The sequence below is a fragment of the Bradyrhizobium algeriense genome, from assembly GCF_003062295.1.
GTDB lineage: Bacteria > Pseudomonadota > Alphaproteobacteria > Rhizobiales > Xanthobacteraceae > Bradyrhizobium > Bradyrhizobium algeriense.
This window is the reverse complement of sequence record NZ_PYCN01000016.1, coordinates 54289-79333: the sequence shown is the minus strand read 5'-3', so window position 1 is coordinate 79333 and position 25045 is coordinate 54289. Positions and strand designations below refer to the sequence as shown.

Here is a 25045-nt window from a genome sequence, read left to right as displayed (position 1 = left end):
TATTTTTGCGGAGGCCGTCATGACCGCCCAGCCCCTGCTCGACGTCAACGACCTCACCGTCGAATTCACCACGCGCCGTGGCATCGTCAAGGCGGTGCAGCACGTCAACATCTCGGTGGCCAAGGGCGAAACGCTTGGCATCGTCGGCGAGTCCGGCTCCGGCAAATCGGTGACATCTTATGCCGTAATGCGGATTCTCGACCGCGCCGGCAGGATTGCCGAAGGCTCCGTGATGTTTTCCGGCATCGACGTCAAGGCCGCAAGCGAGAACGAGATGCGCGACCTGCGCGGCCGCGAAATTTCGATGATCTTCCAGAACCCGCGCGCGGCGCTGAACCCGATCCGCAAAGTCGGCGACCAGATCGAGGACGTGCTGCGCCAGCATGTGCAGAGCGCGGCCAGCGACCGCGGCGAGAAGGCGATCGAGGCGCTGGAGCAGGTCAAGATCGCCCGTCCCCGCGAGCGCTATCACGCCTATCCGTTCGAACTTTCGGGGGGCATGTGCCAGCGCGTCGTGATCGCGCTGGCGCTGGCCTGCAATCCGCAGCTCCTGATCGCGGACGAGCCGACCACCGGCCTCGACGTCACCACGCAGAAGGCGGTGATGGATCTGATCGTCGAACTCACCAAACGACGGAATATGTCGACCATCCTGATCACGCACGACCTCGGCCTTGCCGCCGCCTATTGCGACCGCGTGGTGGTGATGGAGAAGGGCCGGGTGGTGGAGACGGCGAAGTCGGCGGATATCTTTGCGAACCCCGAGCACGCCTACACCAAGAAACTGATGCGCGCGACGCCGAGGATCGGCGTGTCGTTGCGCGATTTGTTGCCGGAGGACGAGGGCACCTCAGCGCCGCCTACACCGGCCGCTGCGCCGACTACTGCGGTCGATGGCTCCGCAAAACCGCTTCTCCTCGTCGAAAAGCTGGTCAAGGAATATCCGCGCCAGGGCGCGAGCGCCGTGCTCGGCAAACTGTTCTCCCGCAAGCCGCCGGTCGAAGCGAAGATATTTCGTGCCGTCGACGGCATCGGCTTCACCGTCGGGCATGGCGAGAGCGTAGGCCTGGTCGGCGAGTCCGGCTGCGGCAAGTCCACGACCTCGATGATGGTGATGCGGCTCCTCGACCAGACCTCCGGCCGCATCCTGTTCGATGGCGAGGAGATCGGCGCCATCCTGCCGCAGGCCTTTGCGCGGCTGCCGCTGCGCAAGTGCATCCAGATGGTGTTCCAGGACCCGACCGACAGCCTCAACCCGCGCTTCACGGCCGCGCGCGCCATCGCCGATCCGATCATGCAGCTTGGCGACGTCAGGGGACGTGACGCGCTGCGAGGAGTTGGCCGGCCTGGTCGGCCTGCCCATCAACCTGCTCGATCGCTTCCCGCACCAATTATCCGGCGGCCAGAAGGCCCGCGTCGGTATCGCACGCGCCATCGCGCTGCATCCAAAGCTCGTGATCCTCGACGAGCCGACGGCGGCGCTCGACGTCTCCGTACAGGCCGTCGTGCTCAATCTGCTGCAGGATCTCAAGCAGTCGATGGGGATGAGCTATTTGTTCGTGTCGCATGATCTGAATGTGGTGCGTTTGCTGTGCGATCGTGTCATCGTGATGCGTGCGGGACGAATCGTCGAGCAAGGTTCATCCGAGCGGGTGCTCGGCGATCCGCAGGATGCCTACACCAAGGAATTGTTGACGGCGATCCCGCATCCGCCGTTGCCGGTTCACTAGAAAGTTGAGTGAGAACGAAAAATGGCCGCCGATCCGCTGGACGATTACATCAATGCCGTATCCAAGGCGCTGGCGCTGCCGGTCGAGGAAGCCTGGCGGCCTGCCGTGCGGGCGAACCTCGAAGTGTCGCTGAGGCTGGCGCGGCTGGTCGATGAATTCCCGCTGCCGGACGAAACCGAGCCGGCCAGTGTCTACACAGCCTGACAATGCCATGACCGTGAACACCGACGAGTTGTCAGCCCAACAAATCGCGCAAGCCGTAACGGGCCGCAAACTTTCCGCGCTCGATGCGACCGAAGCTGCGCTGGCGCGGATCGCCAGACACGATTCCGTGCTGAACTCGTTCACCGACATCACCGCCGACCGTGCGCGTGCAAAAGCCCGCGCGGTCGATGCCGCGATCGCCGCCGGCCAGAAGGTCGGCCCGCTCGCCGGCGTGCCGTTCGCGGTGAAGAACCTGTTCGATGTGAAAGGTCTCGCCACCCGCGCCGGCTCGAAGATCAACCGCGACCTGGCGCCGTCGCCGCGTGATGCCACGTTGATCGAGCGCATGGAGGCCGCCGGCGCCGTGCTGGTCGGCGCGCTCAACATGGGCGAATACGCCTACGATTTTACGGGCGAGAACGTGCATGACGGCCCGTCGCGCAATCCGCATGATCCGACGCGGATGACCGGCGGCTCCTCGGGCGGCTCCGGCAGTGCGGTTGGCGGTGCGCTGGTTCCGATCGCCTTGGGATCCGACACCAATGGTTCGATCCGCGTGCCATCGTCGTTCTGCGGCGTCTTTGGCTTGAAGCCGACCTACGGCCGGCTGTCGCGGGCGCGGTCGTTTCCCTTTGTCGCAAGCTTCGATCATCTCGGCCCGTTCGCGCGCAGCGTCGGCGATCTCGCGCTCGCCTATGACGCCATGCAGGGCCCTGACGCCGATGACGCGGCCTGCACGACGCGGCCGGTTGAACCGGTCACCTCACTGCTGGCGCAGGGTGCCTCGGGCCTGCGGGTCGCGGTGGCCGGCGGCTACTTCCAGAAGAACGTCTTTCCCGAAGCGGTCGAAGCTGTGGCGCGCGTTTCCAGGGCGCTCGATGCCACGCAAACGATCGAAATTCCCGAAGCCGCGCGCGCCCGCGCCGCCGCTTACGTGATCTCCACCACCGAAGGCGCGTCGCTGCATCTCGATCGCCTGCGCAAGCGTCCGAATGATTTCGATCCGGCGGTGCGGGATCGCCTGATCGCCGGCGCGATGGTCCCGGCGCCTTTGGTCGATCGTGCGCAGAAATTCCGCCGCTGGTATCGCGCAAAGGTGCTCGAACTGTTCAAGTCGGTGGACGTGATCATCGCCCCGGCGACGCCCTGCATCGCGCCGAAATTGGGTCAGGTGAATTTCGTGCTTGACGGCGTCGAACTCCCCGTGCGCGCCAATATCGGCATCCACACCCAGCCGATTTCGTTCATCGGCCTGCCGGTGGTAGCGGTGCCGGTGCCGCTGGAGCCGATGCCGATCGGCGTGCAGATCATTTCCGCTCCCTGGCGCGAAGATATCGCGCTGCGTGTTGCGCATGCGCTGGAACGCGCCGGCGTCGCCGCCGCGCCGATTCCGAGAGGGTTATAGCGATGGAGATCGATCTTCCCGACGTACTGGCCGAAGTCACCGCGCAATTCGCGCGCTACGAAAAGGCGCTGGTGTCGAACGACGTGGCCGTGCTCGACGAACTGTTCCGCAACGATCCCCGCACGCTGCGCTACGGCATTGGTGAAAATCTCTACGGCTATGATGCGATCATGAGTTTTCGCGCCGCGCGCTCGCCGGTCGGGCTGATGCGGCGGACCGACAAGACCGTGATCACGACCTATGGCCGTGACGCGGCGGTCGCCTCGACGCTGTTCTATCGCGAGGGCGCGCCGGGCAAAGTCGGACGGCAGATGCAAACCTGGGTGCGTTTTCCGGAAGGATGGAGGATTGTCGCGGCCCATGTCAGCATCATCAATGATCCCGACGCTCCCAAGGTGGATTCGAAGTCATGAGTCTTGACGATCTTCGCACGCCAACGCCGCCATCCGGCGCGGAGGCCGAGACGCCGGTCCGGCGCGTCGATCGGCCTTCGTCGCTGCGGGACAAGGTCACGCGCGCAGAAGAGCTGCGGCTGCAGTTGGCCGACGAGATCGTGCGCGGCGTGCTGGCGCCGGGATCGGCGCTCGACGAGACCGATATTGCGCGGCGCTTTTCCGTGTCGCGCACGCCGGTTCGCGAGGCGCTGCGGCAACTGGTGGCGAGCGGGCTGGTCGAAGCCCGCGCCCACCGCGGCGCCGTGGTCGCGCAGCCCTCGCTGGATCGTTTGACTGAAATGTTCGAGGCGATGGCGGAACTGGAAGCGCTGTGCGCCGGGCTCGCCGCCGAGCGGATGCCGCCGGGGGATCGCCAGAAGCTGGAAGCGGTCCACGAGGAATTGCGGGTGCTGAGCCACGCCGGCAATCCCGAACGCTTTCACGAGGTCAACGAGCGTTTCCACAACGCGATCTATGCCGGCTCGCAGAACAGCTATATCGCCGAGATGACGCTGGCGACGCGGGTGCGGGTGCAGCCGTTCCGCCGCGCCCAGTTCCGCAACCTCGGGCGGCTGGCGAAATCGCACGCCGAGCACGACCGCGTCGTGGTCGCGATCATGCGCGGCGACAAGGCGGGTGCTGCGGCCGCGATGCGCGCCCATATCGAACTGGTGCGCGGGGAATACGAGATTTACGCGGTGTCGGTGTAGTTCGCCGTCATTGCCTGCGACAAACGCGAAGCGTTTGCGCAAGGGAGCGAAGCGACGAAGCAATCCATCTTTCCGCGCGCGTGGAGAGATGGATTGCTTCGCTTCGCTCGCAATGACGATTACAGCCCCACCTTCTCCGCCATGAACGCGCGCCAGCCGCCGAACGCGGAAATATCGCGCGCGCCGTCGATTGCGGCGGGCTCGACCACAAAGCCCTTCACACCTCTTCCATCAGCGAGCCGTATCGTGCCGATGCCGAGCGGCGGAGGGATCGCGGCGACGAATTTACCGAAGGCTGCGGCCGACAGCGCCCATAGCTCCAGCTTGATCGAGCTGCCCGCGCCTGTGTCCACGCGCAGCATGCCAGGCTTTGGCGGCGTGGTGTCGAGCGCATAGAGTTTGTAATCGGGCGCGGTGGTGGCCTCTTCGAGCAGGCGTCCGCCGAGCACCTGCAGTTCGCCGTTGAGCGCCATGCCGGAGAGATGCGCGCCGACCACGGCGATAGTGATTTCATCGTTGCTGGTGCCGGCCGGCAATGGCGCGAGCGCGGGCTGCGTCAGGCCCTTGGCCCCCATCTTCAGTTTGGTGTCGGCATGAAACACCCGTCCGATGCTGGCGAGCGCCGCGTCGCGTCCGGCGGGCGCGAGCAGCGTGATGCCGAATGGAACGCCGTCCGCACGCATCGCGGCCGGCAGCGCGAGGCCGCAGAGGTCGAGCAAATTCACAAAATTGGTGTAGGTGCCGAGCCTCGAGTTGAGTTCGACCGGATTGGCCAGCACCTGCGCGGTCGAATAGGCGGTCGGGGCCGTCGGCAGCACCATCGCGTCGAGATTGGCGAAGGCGCGCTCGGCCACGCGGCGTAGCGCCTGCAGCCGATAGAGCGAGGCAAAGGTGTCGGCGGCGGTGAGCCGCGCACCGGCGGCCGTGATTTCGCGCGTCACGGGGTGGATCGAATCCGGCGATGACGCCAAGAGGTCACGGATCACAAGATAACGTTCGGCGACCCACGGGCCCTCATAGAGCAGCCGCGCGGTCTCATAAAGTGGCTCGAGATCGAATTCGACCAGCGTGGCGCCGAGCGATGTCCAGCGCTCAAGCGCCTCGCCATAGGCTTTCTCCGCGGCGCGGTCGCCGAAGAAGATCAGTTGGCCGTTGCGCGGCACGCCGAGCCGGAGCTTTTCGGGAAACGCGGACACCGCCCCCAGGGGCATGTCGCGCGAGAATGGATCGGCGCCGTCAGGGCCGGCCATCGCCGCCAGTGCGGTCATCGCGTCATCGACGGTGAGCGAGAACACCGAAATGCAATCCAGCGTTCGGCACGCCGGAACGAGCCCGGCGTTGGAGATCAGCCCGAGGCTCGGCTTAAGTCCGACGATGTTGTTGAGCATCGCCGGCACGCGGCCCGAACCCGCGGTGTCGGTGCCGAGTGCGAGCGGCACGAGGCCTGCGGAAACCGCGACCGCCGATCCCGAACTCGAGCCGCCCGGAATCAGATCGGCGCGGATCGGATTGACGGGAATGCCGTAGGGCGAGCGAACGCCGACCAGGCCGGTCGCAAACTGGTCAAGATTGGTCTTGCCAATGATGATGGCGCCGGCCGCCCGCAGTTTTGCGACCGCCGTCGAATCCTGTGCGGGCGAATAGGAAAAGGCCGGGCAGGCCGCCGTGGTCGGCAAGCCCTGCGCGTCGATATTGTCCTTCACCGCGACCGGGACGCCGAGCAGCGGAAGCGATGCCGCATCCTTCGAGGCCAGCGCTTCGGCGTCCGCCAGCGCCTCCTTCTCGTCGCGCAGGCTGATGAACACAGCGGGGTCGTTATAGGCGCGGATGCGCTGATAGAAGCGGGCGATGGTTTGCGCCGGGGTCATGGTCGCGGCGCGGTGTGCGGCGACGATGGCGGCAACGGTTTCAGGCGCGTCAGACCCCATGGCGAGCAAAAACTCCGGCGAGCAAAGGTTACCGTGAATGAAGCAAGCGATGTGCCATTGTGTACAATCGTTGGAGGGCGCCAGCCTTAAACGATAGGTACGTAATATCAGGTGTTTAGGACACGAGCATGCAGGCGCGGCGTGCCTGGCGCGGCCGAGTATATGCCTAAAATATGAGCGGTGAAGCCTAAGGCGAGGCTGCGGCCCCGCTCAGGTGAACGCGGACAGGATTTGCAGCAGCCGCTCGCGGTTTTCCTTGCCGATTTTATCGGCCACATGGCGCTCATGTTCGGCGGCGAGCCGCCTGAACTGCGCCAGTGCGGTCCTGCCGCGCGCGGTCAGGTGCAGGGCGTGGGAGCGCCGGTCGGTGGCCGATTGGATGCGGCTGACGAGGTTGCGATGTTCGAGACTGTCCAGCAGATGCACCAGCCTGGCGCGCTCGATCCCGAGCCGCTTGGCGACCGCCATCTGGCTCAGGCCGGGATTGGCACCGATCACCGTCATCACCGAATACTGCGTGGGACGGATGTCGACGGCGGCGAGCGTGCGGATAAAATCCTGAAAAATCCAGATCTGGAAGCGCCGTACCGCATAGCCGGCGTGGCCCGCCAGCGCGTCGAGGGCGATCCCGTCATCCATGACGCTGCTTTGCGCGCTGCCGTTTCCGGCTTGCTTGCGGCCTGAACGCGGCTGAGCGCTTGCGCGCGATTTGGCCGTTCTGGGCATGTGATTGCTTCCCGCCATCGCCTCTCCTTCTAGCGCCTCGCGCACTTCAAGGGAAGATTGTTGTTGACGACAACAATTGTTGTGCTCAACATTAGGGCCAAGCAGCCCTTCGAGTTGCACGCCGGCATGACGCTCGGCAATCCCGTAACCAGCCGGGACAGGAGGAAACCATGACCCTCGCCGCCGCAAGCGGTGACAATTCCCGCAGCCTGTTCGCGACGCCAGCGATTGTCGCCGACCGCCGCGCCGACGGCAGCATTCTGGTGCGGTCGACCGTGCCGCTGCAGCCGGGCGCGCGTTGCATCGGCGACTGGCTGGAGCATTGGGCGCGGCAGGCGCCGGAGCGGGTTTTTCTCGCCGATCGCGCCAGTGCCGATGCGCCGTGGTCGACGGTCAGCTACCAGGACGCGCTGATGCAGGTTCGCGCGAGCGCCGCGTGGATCCTCGCGCAAGGGCTGAGCGCCGAGCGGCCGCTGGTGATCCTGTCCGACAACAGCGTCGAACACGCGCTGTTCGCGCTCGCGGCCCAGCATGTCGGCGTGCCATCGGCCGCGATCTCGCCGGCCTATTCGCTGATGTCGAAAGACTTCGACAAGCTCAGGAGCATGATCACGCTGCTCGAGCCCGGCGCGATCTATGTTTCCGGCACGAAACCGTTCGCGGCGGCGCTGGCGGCGATCAAGCCGCTGCATTCGGCCGCGATCGTCAGCGGCAATGCGGACGACAGTGACGCGATCTCTTTCCGCGCCATCGCGGCCACGCCGGAAACGCCCGACGTCGAAAACGCGTTCGCCGCGATCACGCCCGACACGATCGCAAAATTCCTGTTCACGTCGGGTTCGACCGGAACGCCAAAGGCCGTGATCAACACCCAGCGCATGCTAACCTCGAGCCAGCAGGCCAAGGCGCAGACCTGGACGTTCCTCGAAGATGGCGGCGAGGATCTCGTCATCCTCGACTGGCTGCCGTGGAGCCACACTTTTGGCGCCAACCACAATTTCAATCTGGTGCTGCGCAATGGCGGCACGCTCTATGTCGACGGCGGCAAGCCGGCGCCCGGGCTGTTCGCGACTTCGCTGGCCAATCTGCGCAGCGTGATGCCGACGGTCTATTTCAACGTGCCGCGCGGCTTTGACATGCTGATCGCGGCGCTGCGAAGCGATGCGGAGCTGCGGCAAAAGTTCTTCAGCGAGGTAAAATTCGCCTTCTACGCGGGCGCGGCGCTGCCGCAGAATCTCTGGGATGCGTTGGAGGAGCTCTCGATCAAGACCGTCGGCCGCGCGATGCCGATGGTGTCGGCGTGGGGCTCGACCGAAACCTCGCCGCTCGCGACCGATTGTCACTTCCAGGCAAAACGCTCCGGCAATATCGGCGTGCCGATCCCGGGGACTGAACTGAAGCTGGTGCCGTCGGGCGACAAGCTGGAGGTGCGCGTGCGCGGCCCGAACGTCACGCCCGGCTACTGGAAGGCGCCGGAATTGACCGCGCAGGCGTTCGATGCGGAAGGTTTTTACCTGATCGGCGACGCCGTGACCTTCGCCGATCCGGCGCGTCCCGAACTCGGTCTGTTCTTCGACGGCCGCGTCGCCGAGGACTTCAAGCTCAATTCCGGCACCTGGGTCAGCGTCGGAACCTTGCGCGTTGCGGGCATCGCCGCGCTGGCGCCGCTGGCGCAGGATATCGTGGTGACAGGCCACGGCGGCGATGAGGTCCGCTTCCTCGTGTTTCCGAATATCGCGGCCTGCCGCGCGCATGCCGGCCTGCCGGACAATGCCGACGTGAAGGAAGTGATCGGCCACGACAAGGTGCGCACCGCGATCGCGCAAGGCCTTGCCAAACTGAAGGCGCAGAGCGGCAATTCGTCCGGCCATGCCACGCGGGCGCTGCTGCTGCCCGAGATCGCCTCCGTCGACGGCGGCGAGATCACCGACAAGGGCTATATCAACCAGCGCGCGGTGCTGACGCGGCGCGCGAGCGCAGTGGCAACGCTGGACGACGATTCATCGGCCGAATGGATCGCCTGCGCCGGCTAGTTGTCAATCTCGCTCACGGTCACGCTCTTGTTGCCAAAGGCGTCATACCCGTAGTCGCTTTGCAGTCGAAGCGCCGAGGTGTTTGGCTCGATTGCCTCCCTGGTTCAGCAATCTCGATGCAGATTTGTAGGCAAAGGATGATCTGCGCGTGCCAGAGTTCATAACACTGTCGCCGATCCGCGCCCGACGCTGTGACGCTGGCTGGCGCTGGATCGGCGACAATTCGGGGCATCACGTAGTGCTCGCTAGCAATTCCTTGGCTGCCTTCGTCATAAGGCCCACAGTTAATCTACCCGCGTGATATGCGTCGACGAGCCCCTCAGTTGTCCCGAGCTGCTTTAGATCGCCCGCGATTTCATCGACCAGCACCCTAAGAAATCTTTGATATGCGCTTAGCTGCTCCTCAGCGGCCAGATCGCCTGCCTTTAGAATAAATTCCCTATACTGCGGAAATAGCCTCTCAAGCCTAAAATACATATGCGACTGCTCTATCCGATCGGGTTCATCCCGACCTAGTTGCTTCAGCCAGAACCCCTCGTTGACGAACCATTGTTCGCCAAATCCCTTCTGGACTCCAACGAGGGTTATAGTCGCCTCTCCCGGAAGCCACATCAGACTTCCACGCCGGGCGAAACCATGCTGCTGCAGAGCCCCGAACAGGCCCTTACTGAACTCTTGACCTGTCATCATTTGCCAGCTCGATAGACGTCAACAACTGAATTCCAGGTCTCACCAGTCATGGACTCAAGCTCCTTTCGATAGTCCTCGACCTGTCGTTTGCCGCGGGCTATTGCTCGCGCGTTGCAAGACGCGTTCGCGCCCTCATAATCCGTTCTTGTGCGCGTCGACCAGCCGCACCAGCATCTGGAGAAAGGCGGCCTGCTCGGGCTTGCTGAGTGCGGAAAGCGTCTGTGCATTGAAACGCTCGCCGAGCCGGCTGGCCTCGTCGGCGCGCTTTTCGCCCGCCGCGCTGAGGCTGAGCTCGACCGCCCGCTTGTCCCGCGTGGACCGCCTACGCTTCAAAACTCCGGTCTCCTCCATCCGCGACAGGATTTTTACCAAATTGGGCAGCTGCATTTTCAGCACGCCGGCAAGTTCGCTCTGCGTCACTGTCCTGTTGTCGCGCACCGCGACGAGGATGGCGTATTCGAGCGGCGAGAGTTTTAGCGCTTCGAAATACGGATAAAACGCCTCGAAATTCTGCAACTGCAGGATCCGGATCATGAATCCCGGGGTCTGCTGTAGCGCGGTGAGATCCAGTTCTCGGCCCGCGCCCGGCTCGGCCGGTCTGCCGGCCCCGTTGCCCTTGCGCGTCGAAACTTTGGCGATTCTTCCCATGGGCAATAGCTCGCACGTCATCCCGTGAATTGACAATCCTCAAAATGCTTATAAGTTATAAGCAATTTCGAAGTGGTCGCAAAGGCCGCCTTTTTCATCCAGGAGGGAACGATGCGACAGCTTTTTCGCACAGGAATGTTCGTTGCCGCGCTCGGCGGCATGTTTGCCGGCGCAGCGCAGGGCCAGGATCGCGTCCGGATCGGCGTGCTTAACGACCAGTCGGGCGTGTTTTCGACCTATCAGGGCGTAGGCTCGGTCATATCAGCGCAAATGGCAGTGGAGGATTATGGCGGCAAGGCCGCCGGCAAGCCCGTCGACGTCATCACCGCCGATCATCAGAACAAGACCGACACAGGCGTCGGCATCGCGCGGCGCTGGTACGACACCGAAAACATCGACGCGATCTTCGATCTGCCGAACTCGGCGATCGCGCTCGCGGTCGCCAATATGAGCGAGCAGAAGAACAAGGTCTTCATCGGCTCCGGCGCCGGAACCGCGCTTCTCACCGGCGAAAAGTGCACGCCGAATACCGTGCATTGGACCTACGACACCTACGCCTATGGCCGCGGCCTCGGCAAAGCCGTGGTCGCCCAGGGCGGCAAGAAATGGTTCTTCCTGACCGCCGATTATGCCTTCGGCCATGACCTGGAGAAGCAGGCGATGGAAGGCGTCAAGGCCTCGGGGGGCGAAGTGCTCGGCGCCGTGCGCCATCCGCTCGGCACCGCCGATTACGCCTCCTTCCTGCTGCAGGCGCAGGCCTCGGGCGCCGATATCGTCGGCGTGGCGAATGCCGGCGATGACACCATCACCTCGATCAAGCAGGCGGCAGAGTTCGGGCTGACAAAAAAGCAGAAGCTGGTCGGGCTGATTCTCGGCATGAACGGCATTCCCGCGCTCGGCCTGAAGGCGGCGCAGGGCGCGCAGATCATGAATCCGTTCTACTGGGATTTGAACGACGGCACGCGCGCCTTCGCCAAGCGCTTTGCCCAGCGCCATCCGCAGAACAATTATCCCAACGACATGCAGGCCGGCGTCTACGCATCCGTGCTGCATTACCTGAAGGCCGTCGACAAGGCCGGCGGCGCTGCCGATGGAAAGGCCGTGGTCGCGGCGATGAAGGCGATGCCGACCGACGATCCGCTGTTTGGCAAGGGAACCATCCGCAGCGATGGCCGAAAGGTTCATCCGTTCTACTTGCTCGAGGTGAAGAAGCCCGACGAATCCACGTCGAAATGGGATCTGCTCAAGGTCGTTGCGACAATTCCGGGCGATCAGGCGTTTCGCCCCGAAAGCGAGGGCAACTGCCCGCTGGTCAAGAAATGACCTGATCAGCTTGCTGCCGGCAGGAACCGGCAGCAGCCGAAAATCGATCGTCGAGGCCTGCCGTTTATGTTGCCAAGGCAACTAATTTGTGCGAGCCTTTTTTCGACAAGCGGCCGATCGCAGAGCACCGAGAGTGCCGGGCCGCGCAGGGAGAAACGGATGTTTGGGCGTGTCGGATCGTCACGACGCAGTGCGGTACTGCGTGCGCAGCACGATGGCGTCGTCATCGTTCAGCGCGGCGTGGCCGACGCGTTCCGCTCAGTCCCGGTCGTTGATTTCGCCCGCGCCTTTTACGGCATCGAGATTGCCGTGAACCCGCAGCAGCAGCCCGATCAGGGTTTCCCGCTCCGGCTTGCTCAGGCAGGAGAGCAGGCGGCGTTCGCGTTCGAGCGCGACCGCGATGACCTGGTCGTGGGTGGTAAATCCCTTCGCGGTCAGCGAGATCGAATGGGTGCGCCCGTCCTGCCGGTCGGCCCTGATGCTGACCAGCCCGCGCTCCTCCATTCCTGCCAAGGTTCTGCTGACCGGTCCCTTGTCGAAACCGATCACGTGGCAGATGCGGGCCGCCGAAATTTCCGGCTCGATCGCCAGCAGCGACAGGATCCGCCATTCCGTGACGTTGACGCCAAAGCGCTTCTGATAGACCACGGTCGCGCTGCGCGACAATTTGTTGGCGATGAAGGTGATGAGCGCGGGAACGTAGCGGTCGAGGTCGAGCACCTGTTCGGCGCGTCCGCTCCTGCCTGCCGTGCCCGCGCGGGGCGCGCGCGCCTGTCTGTTCCTGCTCATGCTCTTCCGAAGCCGCTCCAGCATCCCAGACATAGAGACTGCGCACACCCCTCTGCAAGAACATTATGCAGGAGACCCACATGAGCGCGACCTCCCGCACAGATTCTGTAACCCCGGAGCGGGGCGCACCGGCCGGTGTGCCAAGCCTGGACGTGGACCCGTTCTCGAACGAGTTTTTCGAGGATCCGCACGCGATCCACGACACCCTCCGCGAGGCCGGGCCGCTGGTATGGCTCGACAAATGGGGCGTCTATGGCGTGGCGCGCTATGCGGAGGTGCATGCCGTTCTCAACGATCCCCTGACTTTCTGTTCGAGCCGCGGCGTGGGCCTGAGCGATTTCGCCAAGGAGAAGCCGTGGCGCCCGCAAAGCATCATCCTGGAGGCGGACCCTCCGGCGCATACCAGGACGCGGGCGGTGCTAAGTCAGGTGCTGTCGCCGACGGCGATGAAAGGGGTGCGCGAACATTTCACGGCGATGGCCGCCGCCAAGGTCGACGAATTGCTGGCGCGTGGAAGTTTCGACGCGGTTGCCGATCTTGCGGAGGCCTATCCGCTCTCGGTGTTTCCCGATGCGATGGGCCTGAAGCAGGAGGGACGCGAGAACCTGCTGCCTTACGCGAGCCTGGTGTTCAACTCCTTCGGGCCGCCGAACCAGTTGCGCCAGGAGGCGATCGAACGCTCGGCGCCGCACCAGGCCTATGTCGCCGCGCAGTGCCAGCGCGAAAATCTCGCGCCCGGCGGATTCGGCGCCTGTGTCCATGCCCGCGCCGACGCCGGCGACATCACGCCGGAAGAGGCGCCGCTATTGGTGCGCTCGCTGCTTTCGGCAGGCCTCGACACCACTGTCAATGGAATCGGCGCCGCGGTCTATTGCCTGGCGCGCTTCCCCGATCAGTTCGTGCGGCTGCGCAGCGATCTAGCGCTGGCGCGCAATGCGTTCGAAGAGGCGATCCGCTACGAAAGCCCGGTGCAGACCTTCTTCCGCACCACGACACGGGAAGTCGAACTCGCGGGCCATCGCATCGGCGAAGGCGAGAAGGTGCTGATGTTCCTCGGCGCCGCCAACCGCGATCCGCGGCGCTGGGAAAACCCTGATAGCTACGACGTCACCCGCCGTACCTCGGGCCATGTCGGGTTCGGCTCGGGCATCCATATGTGCGTCGGCCAGCTTCTCGCGCGTGTCGAAGGCGAGGTGATGCTGGCCGCGATCGCGCGCAAGGTCGCGACCATCGCGATCACCGGTCCGGTGAAGCGCCGCTACAACAACACGCTGCGCGGCCTCGAAAGCCTTCCCATTACGATTTCTCCGGCCTGACGGACCGCTCATGCCAAGCATCACCTTCATCCATCCCGACGGCCGCCGGCAGAACATCGAGGCGAGCGCGGGCGAAAGCGCCATGCAGGCCGCGACGCGGCAGGACATCAACGGAATCCTGGCGGAATGCGGTGGCAACGCCATGTGCGCGACCTGCCATGTCTATGTCGACGAGGCCTGGCTCGCCCGTCTGCCGGCCATGGGCGGCGACGAGGACGCGCTGCTGGACGGCGCCGCCGCCGAACGGCGGACCAACAGCCGCCTGTCCTGCCAGATCAAGTTCGCCGCCGATCTCGATGGCTTGGTCCTCAGCCTGCCGGACCGGCAATTGTAACAGCGACATCGTCCGATATCGCGCAGTGAAATCAAACCCGGCGAAGTCCGGGAAGCTCAAAATCGAATTCCAAAGGGAGAAAACAATGAAGGTTTGCAGGTTCGGTCTGGCGCTCGCCTTGTCATGCGTGACATGGGGCGCGGCGCGTGCGGAGATATCAGACAACGTCGTGCGCGTCGGCGTGCTCAACGACATCTCCGGGATCTTCCAGGACACCAACGGCATGGGCTCGGTGGAAGCCGCGCGCATGGCGGTGGAAGATTTCAACGGCGGCGGCAAGAACATCAAGGTCGAGATCGTCTATGCCGATCACCAGAACAAGGCCGACGTGGGATCGGCGATCGTGCGCAAATGGCTCGATGTCGACGGCGTCGATGCCGTGGTCGACGTACCGAATTCCGCTGTCGGCCTCACCATCAATTCGCTGCTGCGCGACAGCCGCATGACGTTCCTCGCGTCATCGACCGCGAGCTCCGACCTGACCGGCAAGGCCTGTTCGCCGAACACCATCCAGTGGGTCAACGACGCCTGGGCGACCGGCAACTCCACTGCGGCGGCGATGATGGCGCGCGGCGGCAAGGAATGGTACTTCATCACGGTGAATTTTGCGCTCGGCCAGGGCATCGAGGCCGAGGCCACCAACTACATCGAAAAGCACGGCGGCAAGGTGCTGGGCTCGGCCAAGCATCCGCTCAACACGGCGGATTTTGCTTCGCTTCTGCTGCAGGCGCAGAATTCCAAGGCCAAGGTGATCGGGCTCGCTAACGCCGGCGGCGACACCGTCAACGCGGTGAAGCAGGCGGCGGAGTTCGGTCTTCAGCAAAGCGGCCAGACCATGGTGGCGTTCCTGCTGTTCATCAACGACGTCCACGGCATGGGGCTGAAGGTCGGCCAGGGCCTGCAATTGTTCGAGGCGTTCTACTGGGACATGGACGATGACACCCGCGCGTTTGCAAAACGCTTCGCGGCGCGGCCGGGCGTGAACGGCAAGATGCCGAGCGGCAACCAGGCCGGCGTCTATGGTTCCACGCTGGCCTATCTCAACGCGGTGGCGGCGACCGGCAGCGACCATGCCAAGGACGCGGTGCCGCAGATGAAGAAGTTCAAGGGCAAGGACAAATTGTTCGGCGACGTCACTATCCGCCAGGACGGTCGCGTCATTCACCCGATGTACCTGTTCGAGGTGAAGAAGCCGCAAGAGTCGAAATACCCTTACGACTACTACAAGCTGGTCTCGACCATTCCAGCCGACCAGGCGTTCCGCCCGCTTGCGGACGGCGGCTGCTCGCTGGTGAAGTGAGGCTTATTTCGATTGACGTCCGCGTGGCGCGAACCATTGTAAGCCTGACAGCCGGCCCAAAACGCGGCTGCAAGACGATAGCGGGGGAAACGATGCAACACTTCAAGTTCGATCTGCGCGCGTGGACTCAGTTGGCCTCGCTGCTCGCTGCGACCTCGCTCTTTAGTGCGGATGCGATGGCCGCGAAGATGACCGGCGATCCGGCGGCGACGTGCAGCGGCCTTATCCGACCGGCCGATAATGCCGTCCGGATCGACTCCGCCTCCATCATAACGCCGACACCACTCGCCGTCGCCGAAAGGGGGCCGACGCCGGCAGCGCGCGTCACGCCGGCCAATCCGGAATTCTGCAAGGTGCTCGGCCAGATCGCACCGTCCGATCCCAAGGCGCCGCCGATCAAATTCCAGGTAAACCTCCCGATCGAGTGGAACGGCCGCTCGCTGCAATATGGCGGCGGCGGCTTCAACGGCGTGCTGATCACCGGGCTTGCTTTGCCGCCGGCCTATCCGTTCGGCACGCCTTCGCCGCTGGCGCGCGGTTTTGTCACCTATGGCACGGATTCCGGCCACGAGACCAGGCCGGGCGAGCCGCCGCAGGTGTTTGCGCTCAACGAGGAAGCGTTCGAGAATTTCGCGCATCGGTCCTACAAACGCGTGCGGGACGCCGCCGTCGCCCTGATGGTGCGCGCCTACGGCAACCCTCCCGCCAAACTGTACTTCATGGGATCGTCGGAAGGCGGCCGCGAGGCGCTCACGATGGCGCAGCGCTATCCCGATGATTTTGACGGCATCTTTGCCCGCGTGCCCGTCATCAACTGGGTCGGATTGCAGCATGCCGGGACGCGGGCGGGGTTGGCAACGATGGGTGAAGGCTGGATCCGCCCCGCGCAAGTCGAACTCGTGGCCAAGGCGGTGCTGCAGGCTTGCGACAAGGCCGACGGCGCCGAGGATCTGCTCGTTCTGGACCCGGCCGGCTGCAAGGCGAAGTTCCAGCCGGAAGCGCTGCGTTGCGCGGCGGGCCAGAGCGGCGCGTGCCTGACCGAGTCGCAGATCGCGGCGATCAAGACGCTGCATTCGACCTACAAATTCCCGTTCGCATTGGAGAATGGCCTTGATGATTATCCGGGCTGGGGCGTCTCGGGCGAAAACACGCCCGCCTTCGGTCCGACCGGCGGCTGGATCTCCTGGTGGCTCGGCAAGGCGGCTCCGGCGCAGCCGCCGGTGCCGACCAACGGCATCGCCTGGATCTATGGCGCGGGTGGCATCCAGTATGTCTTTGCGCGCGACCCGAAGCTCGACGTCACGACGTACAGGCCTGAAGAGCACAAGGAGCGCCTGCTTCAGGTCTCGCGGTTGATGGACTCGACCAATCCGGACCTCAGCCGCTTTGCCGCGCGCGGCGGCAAGCTCGTGATTCTCGAGAACATGGCCGACTACGCCCAGAGCCCGTATGCGGGAATCCGCTACTTCGAAAACGTGCAGCGCACGCTGGGCAAGGAGAAGACGGCCGAGTTCGCCCGGCTCTACACGGCGCCCGGCGTCGATCACGTCGGCTCCGGTGCGCCTGCCAATGTCGACATGCTGGCGGTGCTGGTCGACTGGGTCGAGAATGGCAAGGCGCCCGGCGATCTCGAGGTGACCGAGCAGAAGGTCGAAGCGCCGGAGTTCGAAACGACGCGCGCGCTTCCCTTGTGCCAGTGGCCGGCATGGCCGCATTACAAATCGGGAGAGGTCAATCGCGCGGCGAGTTTTGCCTGCGCGCCGTGAACTTTATCCCGTGACCTTGCTCGAGCCTTGCGTGATCAGCCGGGCGGCGCGTTGATCGCGGGCGTGGATCCACAGCCAGCTCAGCGCGACGCTGAGCCGGTTGCGCAGGCCGATCAGGAAGTAGATGTGGGCGATGCCCCAGATCCACCAGGCGAGATTGCCACGCAGCTTGATACGGCCGAAATCGATCACCGCCTTTTTCTTGCCGATCTGCGCGAGGCTGCCGGCATGCTTGTAGCGGAACGGCGGCAGCGTGCCGCCGCCGAGCCGCGCCTTGATCAGCGCCGCCACGTAGCGTCCCTGCTGTTTCGCCGCCGGCGCGATACCCGGCACCGGATTGCCGTCGGGGCCGGCGATGGTCACGGTGTCGCCGACGGCAAAGATGTCGGGATGGCCGGGCACGGTAAGATCTGGCTCGACCTTCAAGCGGTAGGCGCGATCGGCGGGCGCGTTCAGCCATTCTGCCGCGCGCGAGGCGCGCACGCCGGCGGCCCAGACGATGGTTCGGGCTTCCAGCTTGTTGCCGCCATAGACGACACCATCGATGGCACAATCGGTGACCGGCTGCCCCAGCACGACCTCGACGCCGAGTTCCTCCAGCGAGCGCAGCGCATAGGCGGAAAGATCCTCGGGAAATCCTGCAAGCACGCGCGGGCCGGCCTCGATCAGGACAACGCGGGTCTTGTGAGTATCGATGTTGCGAAAATCCGGCGGCAGCGTGTCCTTGGCGAGGTCGGCGATGGTTCCCGCCATTTCGACGCCGGTCGGGCCGGCGCCGATGATGACGAAGGTCAACAGCGCCGCGCGCCGCGCCGGGTCGGTCTCGCGCTCGGCGCGCTCGAAGGCGACGAGGATGCGGCGTCTGAGCGTGGTGGCGTCCTCCAGCGTTTTCAGGCCCGGCGCGAACGGCTCCCATTCGTCATGGCCGAAATAGGCGTGGCGGGCGCCGGTGGCGAGCACCAGCGTGTCGTAGGACAGTGCTTCGCCGTCTTCGAGCAGCACGCGCTTGCCCGCAGCATCGACGCCGCTGACATTTGCGAACAGCGTCGTCACCTCCTTGCGTCCGCGCAGCAAATAGCGGATCGGCCAGGCGATTTCCGACGTCGCCAGCGAAGCAGTTGCGACCTGGTAGAGCAGCGGCTGGAACAGATGATGGTTGCGGCGGTCGATCAGCGTGATCCTGACCGGCGCACCGGCGAGGCCGAAGGCTGCTTCCAGCCCGCCGAAACCGGCGCCGACGATCACCACGTGATGGGGCTGTTTCGGCGCTGTCGTCATGGCATGCAACCCCGGTTTCGGATCATTCAACACATTGGATTATGTAGCCATTTTGCGCCTCCGGTCCAAGACGCGATTGCTAATCGATCGATAGCGAAAGCATATCGCGCACAGGCCCCAAAAAGATTTTCCGGGCCCGCATCCTTTGGCTGGTTCCAAACGTCCTTGGGATCGAAGCGCTGCCTTTGCAGCCGCCAACGAGGAGAAGCCCATGCGACGGACCGTGGTAAGATACAGGACAAAGCCGGAAATGACCGACAGGAATGCCGAACTGGTCGCGGCGGTGTTTGCGGAACTGAAGGCGGCGCAGCCGGAAGGCCTGCGTTATATGTCGCTGCGGCTGGAGGACGACACCTTCATCCACGTCGTCGAGACCGCCGCCGATGACGGCGCGAGCCCGTTGCCGAAGCTGCCGGCGTTCGCGGCATTCCAGAACGGCATTCGGGAGCGTTGCGTCGAACCGCCGCTGCCTAAGGGCGCCACCGTCGTCGGCAATTATCGCATGCTGGGCGAGAACTGAACCCGCTTGCCGGAGGCAGAATGACAGTTGTGCCCGAGTCGTCCGCCGCTTTCGACATCGAACGCCTGCTGGTCGCGATGCGGCCAAGGCTGCATCGCTATTGCGCGCGCATGGTCGGCTCGGTCATCGACGGCGAGGATGTGCTGCAGGACGCGCTGATCAAGGCGGTGGAGGCGCATGCCGCCGCCGGCAACATCGGCAATCCCGAGGGCTGGCTGTTCCGGATCGCGCACAACACGGCGCTGGATTTCCTGCGCCGGCGCCACCGGCAGGAGGCGCTGCGATCGGTGGAGGAGGTGGACATGATGGTTGACCAGCTCGATGCCGTGGCGAGCCGCCAGATCGCCGCCACCTCCTTGCGCACCTTCATGCGCCTGCCGGTGGCGCAGCGCTCAAGCGTGATCCTGATGGACGTGCTCGGCTGCTCGCTTAACGAGATCTGCGAAATCATGGCGTGCAGCCTGCCGGCGGCCAAGGCCGCGCTGCATCGCGGCCGCACGCAGTTGCGCGAAATCGCCGATGAGCCGGAGGACACGCCGCAACAGAGATTATCGGATGCCGATCGCGCGCGCCTCGGCGCCTATGTCGCTCATTTCAACGCGCGCGATTTCGACGCGATCCGCGCGATGATCGCGGACGACGTGCGGCTCGATCTCGTCAGCAAGTCCCGCTTGAACGGCAAGGCCGAGGTATCCCGCTATTTTGGCAATTACGCCAAGGTGAGCGACTGGCGTCTCGTGCCGGGCCTGGTGGAGGGACATCCCGCTATTCTAGTGTTCGACCCGAACGAGCTTGATGGGGCCCCGAAATACTTCATGCTGCTGGGATGGGCGGCCGGCAAGGTCGCGACCATCCGTGATTTCCGCCATGCGGCGTACGCGATCGACGGCGCGGAATATTCGGTCTGAACCGCTCGCCACGTGCGACAATTGTTGCCCCGGCAACCGGAACTATAGTTCTTGCCATCCCTGCCATCCGCGAATTATGGTGCAGGCCATCGGGGGCATGAGCCGAAGGTCCAAAGCCGGGCCGGCGGTTCATGCTTGCCGCAGACCAGCGATTTCGCGCACAAAATACCTCACCTGATAATGAGGCGTGCGAGACAAGCCCGGTCGCCCGGTCGACCGGGTCTGGTTCGATAACGAGGAGGGGAGTGATTATGAAAAAGGCATTCTGGCTGGCGGGCGCAACCGTTTTGACGCTGACGCAGACGGCGTTCGCAGGCGATACCATCAAGATCGGCTTTGTTTCGACCTTCAGTGGCCCGACCGCTGTAATCGGCAACGACATGCGCAACTCGTTCGAGCTGGCGCTGGACCATCTCGGCCGCAAGATGGGCGGCAAGCCCGTCGAGGTGATCTATGAGGACGACGGCCAGAAGCCTGATGTGGGCAAGCAGAAGACCGAAAAGCTGATCCAGTCCGACAAGGTCGATTTCATTGCCGGCTATATCTGGTCGAACGTGCTGCTGGCCTCGCTCAAGACCGCGGTCGATTCAAAAACCTTCCTGATCTCGGCCAATGCCGGGCCCTCGCAGCTCGCCGGCGAACTCTGTTCGCCCTACGTGTTCTCGACCTCCTGGCAGAACGATCAGACCCCGCAGGCGGTCGGCACCTACATGAACCAGAAGGGCGTCAAGTCGGTGTTCCTGATCGGCCCGAACTATGCGGCGGGCAAGGACATGCTGGCCGGCGTCAAGAGCACGTTCAAGGGCCAGGTCGTGGGCGAGGAATACACGGTGTGGCCGAGCCAGCTCGACTTCTCCGCCGAACTCACCAAGGCCAAGAACTCCAAGGCCGAGTCGATCTTCGTGTTCTATCCGGGCGCTGCCGGCGTGCAGTTCCTCAATCAGTATGCGCAGGCCGGCATCAAGGCGCAGATTCCGCTCTATACGGCCTTCACCATCGACGAGTTGTCATTGCCGCTGCAAAAGGAAAACGCGCTCGGCGTTCCCGGCGCGCAGCAATGGGTCAACGATTTGCCGAACGCCGAGAACAAGAAGTTCGTCGAAGACTACCGCAAGAAGTATACTGGACTGCGCCCGACCTTCTACGGCGCGCAGTCCTATGACGCCGCGAACCTGATCAACAGCGCGGTTATCGCCGTAAAGGGCGATACCTCGAAGAAGGACGAGATGAAGGCCGAGATGGAGAAGGCCAACTTCAAGTCGGTGCGCGGTCCGTTCAAGTACGGCAACAACCACATCCCGATCCAGAATTTCTACCTGCAGGACGTGGTCAAGGACGCCGACGGCCAGCTCGCGCTCAAGACGGTGGCCACCATCGTCAAGGACGACCAGGACCGCTTCGCCGACAAATGTCCGATGAAGAAGTGATGGTTGGCATGGCCGGTGCATGATCTCGCGGATACGCCCTCGGGCTTGACCCGGGGGTGGTTTGCGACAGATCATCCGCCCAACAAGAAAATGGCGGCGGCGCAGATGTGCTGCCGCTGTTTTGTTAGGCCTAGAGTTTAGGGATCCATGCTCGTCCTCGTAGAACAATCGCTGAACGGCCTGCAGTTCGGCCTGCTGCTGTTTTTGCTGGCAGCCGGCTTGACGCTGGTGTTCGGCATCATGGATTTCGTCAATCTGGCGCACGGCTCGCTCTATATGATGGGCGCCTATTTCGCCGCCACCTTCGTGGCCTGGACGAACAGTTTTGTGCTCGGCATCCTGCTGGCGCTCGGCGCCACGTTGCTGCTGGGCATCGCGCTCGAATTCATCGCGCTCCGGCATCTCTACGGCCGCGACCATCTCGACCAGGTGCTGGCGACCTTCGGGCTGATTCTTTTCTTCAACGACGCGGTACGGCTGATCTGGGGCCCGGCCGGCTTGTCGCTGCCGCTGCCGGCCTGGCTGACCGTGCCGGTGCAGATCGTCCCCGGCGTGTTCTATCCGGCCTATCGGCTGTCGATCATCGTGGTCGCGCTGGCGGTCGCGGCGCTGCTTTATATCGTCGTCATGCGGACCCGCATCGGCATGCTGATCCGCGCCGGCGCTTCGAACCGCGAAATGATCGGCGCGCTCGGCATCAACATCAAACTGCTGTTTACGCTGGTGTTCGGGTTAGGCGCCGCGCTCGCCGGCCTTGCCGGGTTGATGCAGGCGCCGATCCTCACCGTGCAGATCGGCATGGGCGAGAACATTCTCATCCTTGCCTTCGTCGTCATCGTCATCGGCGGCATCGGCTCGATCCGCGGCGCATTTCTGGCCGCGATCTTCGTCGGCATGATCGATACGCTCGGGCGTGCCTTCCTGCCGGATCTGCTGCGCATGGTGTTGAGTTCCGCCGCAGCCTCCACCGCGGCACCCGCATTGTCCTCGATGCTGATCTATCTGCTGATGGCGATTGTGCTCGTCGTGCGGCCGGAGGGGCTGTTTCCGGCCGCCAAGCGATGAAATCTCAACTCAACGTCCGTAACGTCGTCGTGGCGCTCGTCGCGCTTGGCCTGCTGCTGCTGCCGCTTTACTCGGCGCTGACCGGCAACATCTTCATCCTGACGCTGTTCACCCGCATCGTCATCTTTGCGCTCGCCGCCGCCAGCCTCAACCTCATCATGGGCTATGGCGGCATGATGAGTTTTGGCCATGCCGCCTATCTCGGCATCGGCGGCTATGCGGTGGGCATCCTCGCCTATGAGGGCATCGGCTCCGGCTTCATCCAGTGGCCGGTGGCGCTGGCGGCGTCGGCGCTGTATGCGCTTGTGATCGGCGCGCTCAGTCTGCGCACCCGCGGCGTCTATTTCATCATGATCACGCTCGCCTTCGCGCAGATGGCCTATTACATCGCCTCGGGTCTCTCGCGCTATGGTGGCGACGACGGCCTCACCATCTACAAGCGCAGCACTTTCGGCGGCCTGATCGACTTGTCGAACCGCGTGCAGTTCTATTACCTCTGCCTCGGCTGCCTGTTCGGCGGAGTCTATCTGATCTGGCGCATCATCAATTCGCGCTTCGGCATGGTGGTGCAGGGCGTCCGTTCCAACGAGCAGCGCATGCAGGCAATCGGCTTTCATGCCAATAGATATCGTCTCGTCTGTTTCGTCATCTCCGGCACGATCTGCGGCCTCGCCGGCGCACTTCTTGCCAACAATACCGACTTCATCAGCCCGGCCGGGATGTATTGGACCCGCTCGGGCGAACTCATGGTGATGGTGGTGTTCGGCGGCATGGGCTCGCTGTTCGGGCCGGTGCTCGGCACCATCGTGTTCCTCCTGCTGGAAGAAGTCCTGTCGCAATTCACCGAATACTGGGCGTTGATCATGGGCCCGCTGTTGCTGCTGATCGTGCTGTTCGCGCGCGGCGGCATCATGGGCGTGCTCGGGAGGTTGAGCCGTGGCTGAACCCTTGCTCCGCGTCGAAAACCTGGTCCGCAGCTTTGGTGGCATCAAGGCCACCGACAATCTATCGCTCGACGTGTTGCCGGGCGAACTGCACGCCATCATCGGCCCCAACGGGGCTGGCAAGACCACGCTGATCAGCCAGTTGACCGGTCAATTGATGCCGAATTCCGGCACGGTTCATTTTGCCGGCCGTGACGTCACCCGGCTGCCGTCCTATCAACGCAGCCGGCTCGGCCTGGCGCGCTCGTTCCAGATCACCTCGCTGCTGCCGGACTTCACGGCCGCCGACAATGTCGCGCTCGCAGCCCAGGCGCATGACGGACACTCGTTCCGATTCTGGGGCAGCGCGCGCAAGGAGAGGCATCTGCGCGACGCAGCGCAGGCGGCGCTAACGCGGGTAGGGCTTGCGAAACGCGCCGACGTGCCGGTGTCCGAATTAAGCCACGGCGAACAGCGCGAGCTGGAGCTCGCGGTGGCGCTTGCCACAAAGCCGCAATTGCTGCTGCTCGACGAGCCGATGGCCGGACTCGGCGTCACCGAATCCGCGCGCATGGTGGCGCTGTTGAAGGAACTGCGGAAGGAAGTCACGATCGTGCTGGTCGAACACGACATGGAAGCGGTGTTCGCGCTCGCCGACCGCATCACGGTGCTGGTCTATGGCCGCGTCATCGCCTCCGGCGATCCCGACGCGATCCGGAGCAATGAGGAAGTGAAGCGCGCCTATCTCGGCGACCAGCATGTGGTGGTCGGTCATGGCTGAAACCTTGTTGGAAATCGACGGCATCGAGACCTGCTACGGCCTCAGTCAGGTGCTGTTCGGACTGTCGCTGAAGGTTCAATCGGGCGAGATGGTCGCCCTGATGGGCCGCAACGGCATGGGCAAGACCACGACCATCCGTTCCATCATGGGCATGACGCCGGCCCGCGCGGGCAAGGTTCGCTTCGCCGGCGAGGAAGTGCGCAGCCTGCCGTCGTACAAGATTGCAAAACTCGGCATCGGCCTGGTGCCGGAAGGCCGCCAGATCTTTCCGAACCTGACGGTGTACGAAAATCTGGTCGCGGCTTCCGGCAACCGTCAGGGCAATCCCGATCCCTGGACCATCGACAAAATCCACGCGCTGTTTCCGCGGCTCGCCGAGCGAAGCGGCAACATGGGCGTGACCCTGTCGGGCGGCGAGCAGCAGATGCTGGCGATCGGCCGGGCGCTGATGACGAATCCAAAACTTCTGATCCTCGACGAAGCCACCGAAGGCCTCGCGCCGCTGATCCGCGAGGAAATCTGGAACTGCCTGTCGATGCTGAAGGGCCGCGGGCAATCGGTGCTCGTCATCGACAAGAACGTCGCCAACCTCTCCCGCATCGCCGACCGCCACTACATCATCGAGCGCGGGCGGACGGTGTGGACGGGGACGAGCGAGCAGTTGATCGCGGAGCCGGACCTGCAGCACAGGTATCTGGGGATTTGAGCCTGACCGTCATTCCGGGGCGATGCGTTAGCATCGAACTACGATGCGCAATTGCGCATCGGAGAATCTCGAGATTCCGGGTCTGGTCCTTCGGACCATCC

24 protein-coding genes and 1 pseudogene are annotated in these 25045 nt (G+C 63.9%); 18 read left to right on the top strand and 7 right to left on the bottom strand.

Annotated features, from left to right (window positions below):
* Window positions 1–19 precede the first annotated feature (19 nt).
* The 5 genes and pseudogenes from C7G61_RS26410 to C7G61_RS26390 all read left to right on the top strand — a co-directional run bounded on the left by C7G61_RS26410 (window position 20) and on the right by C7G61_RS26390 (window position 4483).
* Window positions 20–1730: pseudogene (locus C7G61_RS26410) on the top strand (dipeptide ABC transporter ATP-binding protein).
* Window positions 1731–1751: 21 nt separating this feature from the next.
* A complete protein-coding gene (locus C7G61_RS26405; RefSeq protein ID WP_108519603.1) occupies window positions 1752–1934 on the top strand; it encodes a DUF4089 domain-containing protein in 183 nt (60 codons plus the stop codon).
* Window positions 1935–1941: 7 nt separating this feature from the next.
* Entirely contained in the window at window positions 1942–3339 is a 1398-nt protein-coding gene (locus tag C7G61_RS26400) for an AtzE family amidohydrolase (protein WP_244608472.1), read from the top strand.
* Window positions 3340–3341: 2 nt separating this feature from the next.
* Window positions 3342–3752 (top strand): oxalurate catabolism protein HpxZ, encoded by a 411-nt coding sequence (gene hpxZ, locus C7G61_RS26395; RefSeq protein ID WP_108519602.1) that lies wholly within the window; start codon window positions 3342–3344, stop codon window positions 3750–3752.
* The gene (locus tag C7G61_RS26390) at window positions 3749–4483 is read left to right on the top strand and encodes a GntR family transcriptional regulator (protein ID WP_108519601.1); all 735 of its coding nucleotides are present in this window, start codon (window positions 3749–3751) and stop codon (window positions 4481–4483) included. Before hpxZ ends, C7G61_RS26390 begins: the two co-directional genes overlap by 4 nt.
* A 119-nt stretch (window positions 4484–4602) precedes the next feature.
* Here the strand turns inward: C7G61_RS26390 and atzF are convergent, their stop codons facing one another.
* Window positions 4603–6411, bottom strand: coding sequence for an allophanate hydrolase (gene atzF / locus C7G61_RS26385; RefSeq protein WP_108519600.1), 1809 nt, complete (start codon window positions 6409–6411; stop codon window positions 4603–4605).
* Window positions 6412–6621: 210 nt separating this feature from the next.
* Entirely contained in the window at window positions 6622–7155 is a 534-nt protein-coding gene (locus C7G61_RS26380) for a MarR family winged helix-turn-helix transcriptional regulator (RefSeq protein WP_420836799.1), read from the bottom strand.
* 152 nt (window positions 7156–7307) lie between these two features.
* On the opposite strand from C7G61_RS26380, the gene C7G61_RS26375 reads away from it, so the two are divergent.
* The gene (locus tag C7G61_RS26375) at window positions 7308–9170 is read left to right on the top strand and encodes a feruloyl-CoA synthase (RefSeq protein ID WP_108519599.1); all 1863 of its coding nucleotides are present in this window, start codon (window positions 7308–7310) and stop codon (window positions 9168–9170) included.
* A gap of 231 nt (window positions 9171–9401) precedes the next feature.
* Here the strand turns inward: C7G61_RS26375 and C7G61_RS26370 are convergent, their stop codons facing one another.
* Genes C7G61_RS26370 through C7G61_RS26360 form a run of 3 tightly spaced genes read right to left on the bottom strand, consistent with a single transcriptional unit; the run spans window position 9402 to window position 10508 of the window.
* Window positions 9402–9860 carry a hypothetical protein gene (locus C7G61_RS26370; RefSeq protein ID WP_108519598.1) on the bottom strand — a complete coding sequence of 153 codons (459 nt, stop codon included), beginning with the start codon at window positions 9858–9860 and terminating at the stop codon, window positions 9402–9404.
* Window positions 9857–10087, bottom strand: coding sequence for a hypothetical protein (locus tag C7G61_RS47520; RefSeq protein WP_108519597.1), 231 nt, complete (start codon window positions 10085–10087; stop codon window positions 9857–9859). Before C7G61_RS47520 ends, C7G61_RS26370 begins: the two co-directional genes overlap by 4 nt.
* Window positions 9993–10508, bottom strand: coding sequence for a MarR family winged helix-turn-helix transcriptional regulator (locus C7G61_RS26360; RefSeq protein WP_190241988.1), 516 nt, complete (start codon window positions 10506–10508; stop codon window positions 9993–9995). The genes C7G61_RS47520 and C7G61_RS26360 overlap by 95 nt, the downstream gene beginning before the upstream one ends.
* A 135-nt stretch (window positions 10509–10643) precedes the next feature.
* On the opposite strand from C7G61_RS26360, the gene C7G61_RS26355 reads away from it, so the two are divergent.
* Window positions 10644–11831 carry an ABC transporter substrate-binding protein gene (locus tag C7G61_RS26355; RefSeq protein WP_108519595.1) on the top strand — a complete coding sequence of 396 codons (1188 nt, stop codon included), beginning with the start codon at window positions 10644–10646 and terminating at the stop codon, window positions 11829–11831.
* A gap of 258 nt (window positions 11832–12089) precedes the next feature.
* Here C7G61_RS26355 and C7G61_RS26350 read toward each other — a convergent pair whose 3' ends face one another.
* The gene (locus C7G61_RS26350; RefSeq protein ID WP_108519594.1) at window positions 12090–12620 is read right to left on the bottom strand and encodes a MarR family winged helix-turn-helix transcriptional regulator; all 531 of its coding nucleotides are present in this window, start codon (window positions 12618–12620) and stop codon (window positions 12090–12092) included.
* 80 nt (window positions 12621–12700) lie between these two features.
* Here C7G61_RS26350 and C7G61_RS26345 point away from each other — a divergent pair, with 80 nt between their 5' ends.
* The 4 genes from C7G61_RS26345 to C7G61_RS26330 all read left to right on the top strand — a co-directional run bounded on the left by C7G61_RS26345 (window position 12701) and on the right by C7G61_RS26330 (window position 17336).
* Window positions 12701–13936 carry a cytochrome P450 gene (locus C7G61_RS26345; protein WP_108519593.1) on the top strand — a complete coding sequence of 412 codons (1236 nt, stop codon included), beginning with the start codon at window positions 12701–12703 and terminating at the stop codon, window positions 13934–13936.
* 10 nt (window positions 13937–13946) lie between these two features.
* Window positions 13947–14270: a 2Fe-2S iron-sulfur cluster-binding protein gene (locus C7G61_RS26340; protein WP_108519592.1), complete on the top strand. Its 324-nt coding sequence runs from the start codon at window positions 13947–13949 to the stop codon at window positions 14268–14270.
* Between the two features lie 85 nt (window positions 14271–14355).
* A complete protein-coding gene (locus C7G61_RS26335; RefSeq protein WP_108519591.1) occupies window positions 14356–15570 on the top strand; it encodes an ABC transporter substrate-binding protein in 1215 nt (404 codons plus the stop codon).
* A gap of 92 nt (window positions 15571–15662) precedes the next feature.
* On the top strand, window positions 15663–17336 hold the full coding sequence (locus C7G61_RS26330; protein WP_420836797.1) for a tannase/feruloyl esterase family alpha/beta hydrolase: 1674 nt from the start codon (window positions 15663–15665) through the stop codon (window positions 17334–17336).
* A gap of 3 nt (window positions 17337–17339) precedes the next feature.
* On the opposite strand, the gene C7G61_RS26325 is transcribed toward C7G61_RS26330, so the two are convergent.
* Window positions 17340–18614 (bottom strand): NAD(P)/FAD-dependent oxidoreductase, encoded by a 1275-nt coding sequence (locus C7G61_RS26325; RefSeq protein WP_108519590.1) that lies wholly within the window; start codon window positions 18612–18614, stop codon window positions 17340–17342.
* Between the two features lie 250 nt (window positions 18615–18864).
* Here C7G61_RS26325 and C7G61_RS26320 point away from each other — a divergent pair, with 250 nt between their 5' ends.
* From C7G61_RS26320 to C7G61_RS26290, 7 genes are all read left to right on the top strand, one after another.
* Window positions 18865–19134 (top strand): hypothetical protein, encoded by a 270-nt coding sequence (locus C7G61_RS26320; RefSeq protein ID WP_420836796.1) that lies wholly within the window; start codon window positions 18865–18867, stop codon window positions 19132–19134.
* Between the two features lie 20 nt (window positions 19135–19154).
* Complete coding sequence (locus tag C7G61_RS26315) at window positions 19155–20042, top strand: sigma-70 family RNA polymerase sigma factor (protein WP_108519588.1); 888 nt, start codon at window positions 19155–19157, stop codon at window positions 20040–20042.
* A gap of 251 nt (window positions 20043–20293) precedes the next feature.
* Window positions 20294–21469 carry an ABC transporter substrate-binding protein gene (locus tag C7G61_RS26310; RefSeq protein WP_108519587.1) on the top strand — a complete coding sequence of 392 codons (1176 nt, stop codon included), beginning with the start codon at window positions 20294–20296 and terminating at the stop codon, window positions 21467–21469.
* A gap of 147 nt (window positions 21470–21616) precedes the next feature.
* On the top strand, window positions 21617–22534 hold the full coding sequence (locus tag C7G61_RS26305; protein ID WP_108519586.1) for a branched-chain amino acid ABC transporter permease: 918 nt from the start codon (window positions 21617–21619) through the stop codon (window positions 22532–22534).
* Window positions 22531–23478: a branched-chain amino acid ABC transporter permease gene (locus C7G61_RS26300; RefSeq protein WP_108519585.1), complete on the top strand. Its 948-nt coding sequence runs from the start codon at window positions 22531–22533 to the stop codon at window positions 23476–23478. Before C7G61_RS26305 ends, C7G61_RS26300 begins: the two co-directional genes overlap by 4 nt.
* Entirely contained in the window at window positions 23471–24238 is a 768-nt protein-coding gene (locus tag C7G61_RS26295; protein WP_108519584.1) for an ABC transporter ATP-binding protein, read from the top strand. Before C7G61_RS26300 ends, C7G61_RS26295 begins: the two co-directional genes overlap by 8 nt.
* Window positions 24231–24944, top strand: coding sequence for an ABC transporter ATP-binding protein (locus tag C7G61_RS26290; RefSeq protein ID WP_108519678.1), 714 nt, complete (start codon window positions 24231–24233; stop codon window positions 24942–24944). Before C7G61_RS26295 ends, C7G61_RS26290 begins: the two co-directional genes overlap by 8 nt.
* Window positions 24945–25045 lie beyond the last annotated feature (101 nt).

Coding starts and splice junctions, on each gene's coding strand:
- C7G61_RS26330 (WP_420836797.1), top strand. CDS start 15,663: ATGCAACACTTCAAGTTCGATCTGCGCGCGTGGACTCAGTTGGCCTCG.
- C7G61_RS26405 (WP_108519603.1), top strand. CDS start 1,752: ATGGCCGCCGATCCGCTGGACGATTACATCAATGCCGTATCCAAGGCG.
- C7G61_RS26325 (WP_108519590.1), bottom strand. CDS start 18,614: ATGACGACAGCGCCGAAACAGCCCCATCACGTGGTGATCGTCGGCGCC.
- hpxZ (WP_108519602.1), top strand. CDS start 3,342: ATGGAGATCGATCTTCCCGACGTACTGGCCGAAGTCACCGCGCAATTC.
- C7G61_RS26345 (WP_108519593.1), top strand. CDS start 12,701: ATGAGCGCGACCTCCCGCACAGATTCTGTAACCCCGGAGCGGGGCGCA.
- C7G61_RS26370 (WP_108519598.1), bottom strand. CDS start 9,860: ATGATGACAGGTCAAGAGTTCAGTAAGGGCCTGTTCGGGGCTCTGCAG.
- C7G61_RS26310 (WP_108519587.1), top strand. CDS start 20,294: ATGAAAAAGGCATTCTGGCTGGCGGGCGCAACCGTTTTGACGCTGACG.
- atzF (WP_108519600.1), bottom strand. CDS start 6,411: ATGGGGTCTGACGCGCCTGAAACCGTTGCCGCCATCGTCGCCGCACAC.
- C7G61_RS26350 (WP_108519594.1), bottom strand. CDS start 12,620: ATGAGCAGGAACAGACAGGCGCGCGCGCCCCGCGCGGGCACGGCAGGC.
- C7G61_RS26315 (WP_108519588.1), top strand. CDS start 19,155: ATGACAGTTGTGCCCGAGTCGTCCGCCGCTTTCGACATCGAACGCCTG.
- C7G61_RS26340 (WP_108519592.1), top strand. CDS start 13,947: ATGCCAAGCATCACCTTCATCCATCCCGACGGCCGCCGGCAGAACATC.
- C7G61_RS26305 (WP_108519586.1), top strand. CDS start 21,617: ATGCTCGTCCTCGTAGAACAATCGCTGAACGGCCTGCAGTTCGGCCTG.
- C7G61_RS26320 (WP_420836796.1), top strand. CDS start 18,865: ATGACCGACAGGAATGCCGAACTGGTCGCGGCGGTGTTTGCGGAACTG.
- C7G61_RS26400 (WP_244608472.1), top strand. CDS start 1,942: ATGACCGTGAACACCGACGAGTTGTCAGCCCAACAAATCGCGCAAGCC.
- C7G61_RS26355 (WP_108519595.1), top strand. CDS start 10,644: ATGTTCGTTGCCGCGCTCGGCGGCATGTTTGCCGGCGCAGCGCAGGGC.
- C7G61_RS26390 (WP_108519601.1), top strand. CDS start 3,749: ATGAGTCTTGACGATCTTCGCACGCCAACGCCGCCATCCGGCGCGGAG.
- C7G61_RS26290 (WP_108519678.1), top strand. CDS start 24,231: ATGGCTGAAACCTTGTTGGAAATCGACGGCATCGAGACCTGCTACGGC.
- C7G61_RS26335 (WP_108519591.1), top strand. CDS start 14,356: ATGAAGGTTTGCAGGTTCGGTCTGGCGCTCGCCTTGTCATGCGTGACA.
- C7G61_RS26380 (WP_420836799.1), bottom strand. CDS start 7,155: ATGGCGGGAAGCAATCACATGCCCAGAACGGCCAAATCGCGCGCAAGC.
- C7G61_RS26360 (WP_190241988.1), bottom strand. CDS start 10,508: ATGGGAAGAATCGCCAAAGTTTCGACGCGCAAGGGCAACGGGGCCGGC.
- C7G61_RS26300 (WP_108519585.1), top strand. CDS start 22,531: ATGAAATCTCAACTCAACGTCCGTAACGTCGTCGTGGCGCTCGTCGCG.
- C7G61_RS26375 (WP_108519599.1), top strand. CDS start 7,308: ATGACCCTCGCCGCCGCAAGCGGTGACAATTCCCGCAGCCTGTTCGCG.
- C7G61_RS47520 (WP_108519597.1), bottom strand. CDS start 10,087: ATGCACAGACGCTTTCCGCACTCAGCAAGCCCGAGCAGGCCGCCTTTC.